The 4,881-nt window shown below is 51.4% G+C and carries 5 protein-coding genes; all 5 read left to right on the top strand.

The annotated features are described in order from the left end of the window. On the top strand, positions 1-1,092 hold a 1,092-nt coding region (locus ACEW8P_RS17325), incomplete at its 5' end, for a cbb3-type cytochrome c oxidase N-terminal domain-containing protein (protein WP_373514331.1). A gap of 57 nt (positions 1,093-1,149) precedes the next feature. Then, complete coding sequence (gene ccoG, locus ACEW8P_RS17320; RefSeq protein ID WP_373514330.1) at positions 1,150-2,556, top strand: cytochrome c oxidase accessory protein CcoG; 1,407 nt, start codon at positions 1,150-1,152, stop codon at positions 2,554-2,556. A 21-nt stretch (positions 2,557-2,577) separates the two neighbouring features. Then, the gene (locus ACEW8P_RS17315) at positions 2,578-3,024 is read left to right on the top strand and encodes a FixH family protein (RefSeq protein ID WP_373514329.1); all 447 of its coding nucleotides are present in this window, start codon (positions 2,578-2,580) and stop codon (positions 3,022-3,024) included. A gap of 61 nt (positions 3,025-3,085) precedes the next feature. Continuing rightward, entirely contained in the window at positions 3,086-3,838 is a 753-nt protein-coding gene (locus tag ACEW8P_RS17310; RefSeq protein ID WP_373514332.1) for a sulfite exporter TauE/SafE family protein, read from the top strand. 263 nt (positions 3,839-4,101) lie between these two features. Then, a partial coding sequence (locus ACEW8P_RS17305) for a PAS domain S-box protein (RefSeq protein ID WP_373514328.1) occupies positions 4,102-4,881 on the top strand: 780 nt, incomplete at its 3' end.

Here is a 4,881-nt window from a genome sequence, read left to right as displayed (position 1 = left end):
CCGGCGAACCGGTCCAAAAATATGAAATTCAAAAACTATCTCGACTCCATTGAGGGAATCAGCATTTATCCGCTCATATCGCTGGTCATCTTTGTGACTTTCTTCGCGGGACTGCTCTGGTACGTTTTAAAAATGAGTCGCAAGCACGAGGACGAAATGAAGGCAATTCCGCTGGATGACGGTGTCGTTAAAAAGACGATATTGACCGTGCTGTGTCTTTTTGTCTTCCCAGCCGCCTTCGCACAGGGGGCTGAGGCCACGCCTTTCCAGAACGTGCTTTGGTACGTAGTGCTTTTCGTGCTGGGATGCATGATCGTCATCATGATCATCGTGATGGTGCAGGTAGTTATGCTTTACCAAAAACTCACCACGCCGGCCCATCTGCAACCTGTCGAGGCGCAAGAAAATGCCTCACCGTTATTCAGCCCAGTCTGGTGGCGCAAGTTTGTGGGCTTTTCTACGCCGCTCAACAAGGAGGAAAAGATCCTTCTCTCGGGCCATGACTACGACGGCATCCACGAACTGGACAACCGGATGCCGCCCTGGTTGCAATTCATGTTCGTCGGCACGGTGGTGTTCGCCATCGCTTATTCCGCCTACTACCACGCCTTCGGCTTAGGAGAATTGCAGATGGCAGAGTTGGAAAGTGAATTGGCAGTGGCGGAGGTACAGCGGATAGCTTACGTCGAAAAAATGGGTGCGGGCATTAACGAAGATAACGTGACGCTGCTTACCGAAGGCCCCGGAATCAAGGATGGCGGGGTAATTTTCACCGAAAAATGTGCTGCCTGCCACGCAGCTGACGGCGGCGGTGGCGTCGGCCCCAACCTTACAGATAATTACTGGCTTCACGGTGGAGAAATCAAAGACGTTTTCAAGGCTGTCAAGTATGGTTTCCCTGAGAAGGGCATGATTTCCTGGGAAAAGCAACTGCCGCCCCAGGAAATGCAGAAAGTGGCCAGCTATATACTGGCCCAATTGCACGGCAGCAAACCACTAGCCCCCAAAGAATCTCAGGGAGAACTATACGAAAAACCCGCCGATGTACCGGAAAATCCGGTGCCGCAGGCGATCGAAGCAGCGAAGCAATAGCCCACACGACAACAACTCCCGAGAGCTCAAAGCTTTCGGGAAGTTTGAGAATAGCCCATGAGTACTTCATCAGCTTACGAAAACTTCGACGACTCCTTCCGCGACCAATTCAGCGCGGTCGACGAGGATGGCAAGCGCAACTGGTTTTATCCCCAGAAGCCGGAAGGCTACTGGCACCGTCGCCGTGTCGTGTTCGCCGTGGTGGCGCTGGGGCTGTTGTTTGCGGGGCCATTTCTGAAAATGAATGGTCAGTCGATGTTCTTGTTCAATGTCATCGAGCGGAAAATTATCGTCTTCGGCATGTTCATTGGGCCGCAGGACTATTGGCTGTTTGGCTTGGCAATGATGTCGTTCATGGTATTTATCGTGCTGTTTACGGCCGTATTCGGTCGATTATTTTGTGGCTGGGCTTGTCCGCAGACCATTTTTCTGGAATTGGTTTTTCGCAAGATCGAGTATGCCATCGAAGGCACCCACACCCAGCAGAAGTTGCTCGACAAAGCGCCCTGGACAACGGACAAGATCATTAAGAAGGTCAGTAAGTGGAGTGTTTTTCTGCTGATCTCGTTCGTGATCGCTAACCTGCTATTGGCCTACGTCGTAGGCGTCGATGAGTTGAAGAAAATCATCACCGAGCCGCTTTCGGAGCATCTGTCGCTGTTTGGCGGTGTGGTGGGTTTCACGGTGGTTTTTTACTTTGTTTTTGCTTGGGCACGTGATCAGGTCTGTACCGTCATTTGCCCCTACGGTCGATTGCAAGGTGTACTACTCGACCGCAACTCAATGGTCGTTGCCTATGACTACGAGCGCGGAGAACCCCGCGCCAAACTGCGTAAAAACGAGGAGCGCGAAGCCGGGGATTGCGTGATGTGTCAGCAATGCGTGGCGGTTTGCCCGACGGGTATCAACATCCGTAACGGCACCCAAATGGAGTGCGTCAACTGCACGGCCTGCATCGACGCTTGTGATAATATCATGGACAAAGTGGATCTGCCACGCGGTCTAATCCGCTATGCCTCCGAGAATTCCATCGCCGAGGGCCGCAGCAAGTTCGTCACGCCCAGAATCATCGGCTATGCGGCGGTACTCATGCTGCTTTGGGGTGCCCTGGGTTTTGTCGTCGCCACCCGCACCGACACCGAGACGACGCTCTTCCGCGCTCCCGGCACCACCTTTATCGACAACCAGGATGGCACGGTAAGCAACCTTTACACATTCAAGATTTTCAACAAAACCAACCACAAAATCAAGCCGATCTTAAAACTTGATTCTCCCCAGGCAACCCTCCAATTCGCCGGCACGCCCGATCTGACGCTCGATCCCGTCGGCCTGTCGCAGGGAAGCCTGTTCGTGACTATTCCTAAATCAGAAATCAAAAAACGCCTGACGAAAGTGCAGTTTTCGGTCTATGAGGGAGAGGAAAAAATTGAGGAATTTGTAACGACGTTCATCGCGCCGCAGTGAGGTACTTTAAATCAAAAAACTATGAAAAATATCAGTTGGGGTACCGGAATCGCAATTCTCTACATCAGTTTCGTAGTGGGCATCTTAGGACTGGTGGCGCTGACCACGACTCAGCGCGTGGATCTTGTCTCGGAAGACTACTATGCCCTGGAATTGGATTTTCAGAATAAAATCGACAAAACCCGCCGCACCAAATCCCTCACAGAGCCGCTCAATTGGAAGATGACAGAAACCACCCTCGAAGTACAATTTCCGAAAGAATTTGATCATAAAAATCTGGCCGGAAAAATCCGCTTCTATTGTCCGGCCAACAACACAAAAGACACCGATTTCATCATCATGCCCAATTCTGAAAATCACCAAACCATCCCTCTCGCTAAACTCCACCCCGGACGCTACCTGCTCCAATTCGATTGGAAAAACAGCGAAACGACGTACTGGAACGAGGGAGCAGTGGTAGTGATGTGATGAGTGATGAGTGATGAAAGTTACTTTGTACTTTTCATGTCAAAAAATAAGCTCTAAACAAATAAACATCAATTCAACGATTACACAAATCAACAATTACACAACCTTCCTAGCCTTCACCCTCGGCCTTATGAGTAGTTTCCACTGCGTGGGAATGTGCGGGCCGATTGCGTTGGCGTTGCCGATTCATCAAGGTAGTCGGGGGCGGCAAGTAGTTGGATTATTGACCTATAACTTAGGTCGGGCGGGTACTTACGCCCTGCTGGGCGCGGGCATCGGGGCTTTGGGCGGAGCGGTTTTGTGGGTGGGGTACTTGCGGTATTTGTCCATCATGGCCGGGGCAGCGATGCTGCTTTACGTCCTCTGGCCCGCGCGGCTGGATCGTGTTCTAAAAACCCCGGTATTTTGGCAAAAGGCCGTCGGAAAGTTAAAAAGCCGCATGGCGGCGCAACTTCGCAGTAAAAGACTTCACGGCTGGGCCGCGCTGGGAATGCTCAATGGGCTGCTTCCCTGCGGGTTGGTATATTTGGCCCTGATCAGTTCTATCGCTACAGGCAACGCGATGAGTGGAACAATTTATATGTTCGCCTTCGGCCTGGGTACCTTGCCCGCGATGATGGCGGTTGGTTTCTTCAAGCAATGGTTTAGCCCCACGCTACGTAGTCGAATGCGCCGACTTACTCCTATTTTCGTAGCTGTGGCTGGGATTTGGCTATTGGGGCGGGGGCTATTGATTGAGTTTCCTGCTCTCTTCCCTCAGTCGGGTACGCACGTTGAGTTACCGCTTTGTCATGGTGAAGTAGTTACACAGTAAAGTCGATTTTGCTCAGCAACTGCCGCGCAATGGGCAAATACACGGGTTCGCCCCTGCAATCAGCCCAGTTTCTGACGCACGTCATATGTTTGATTTGGCCAACTTAGTAGTTTTGGTGGCAATCAATATCAATTGCAGAACCTCACTACGAAGCGTTCGATGTGGGAGAAGGGGTTAGCTAAAAAAAAATTCGTGTCCTGCCTTTCCCCACTAGACGGCCACTTTTCCTTTCCAGACTCCTCCTTTCTCCCCCAAAAATCGTTATGTTCGCATTATACAGTAAACATACCGAAGAAATAATGCGGCATATCGAGATGCTCAATGCGCTCTTCAAGTATGCCACGGAGGGGATTGTGGTCGTGGACGGACAAGCCACGATCGCGATGGTCAACCCGACGGCCAAGCGGCTTTTTGGCTACGAGGAGGACGAATTGGTAGGGAATAAAATAGAATTACTGGTGCCGATTCCGCTGGCGAAGCACCACGTTCACCTGCGCGACGATTACATGATAGCACCCCGCGCGCGGGGTATGGGGCATAATCGCGACCTGTTTGGCCGCAAGAGCGATGGTTCTGAATTTCCGGTAGAGGTTAGTTTGAGTCCCTTTTCCACCAGCGAGGGAAATTTCGTGGTGGCATTCGTGGTGGATATTACGGATAGAAAGCGGCAAGAGGGCGCCATTCTGGTTGCCAACAGCGAAATTCAAAAACTGAATACCGAGCTGGAAATGCGCGTAGAGCAGCGCACAAAAGAACTGGCCGAAACGCTTTTAAAACTGGAAAAATCGCAGATGGAAGCAGTGCGGGCGCTGGAAAAAGAGCGCGAACTGAACGATATGAAAAGCCAGTTCGTCACGATCGCTTCGCACGAGTTCCGTACGCCGCTGGCGACGATTTTATCCTCGGCGTCTCTGATTGGGAGGTACGTAGAAACAACGGAAGACGACAAGCGTCAAAAGCACGTACAGCGCATCAAGTCGGCGGTGAATAATCTGACGGAAATCCTCAACGATTTTCTATCTATCGGCAAGCTTGAAGCTGGC

Source organism: Persicitalea sp. (genome assembly GCF_041751555.1).
Taxonomy (GTDB): Bacteria; Bacteroidota; Bacteroidia; order Cytophagales; family Spirosomataceae; genus Persicitalea.
This window is presented reverse-complemented; position numbering and strand designations above follow the sequence as displayed.

What these genes read in the sequence shown, in the direction of transcription:
- ACEW8P_RS17315 (WP_373514329.1), top strand. Translation starts at nt 2,578, where the DNA reads ATGAAAAATATCAGTTGGGGTACCGGAATCGCAATTCTCTACATCAGT.
- ccoG (WP_373514330.1), top strand. Translation starts at nt 1,150, where the DNA reads ATGAGTACTTCATCAGCTTACGAAAACTTCGACGACTCCTTCCGCGAC.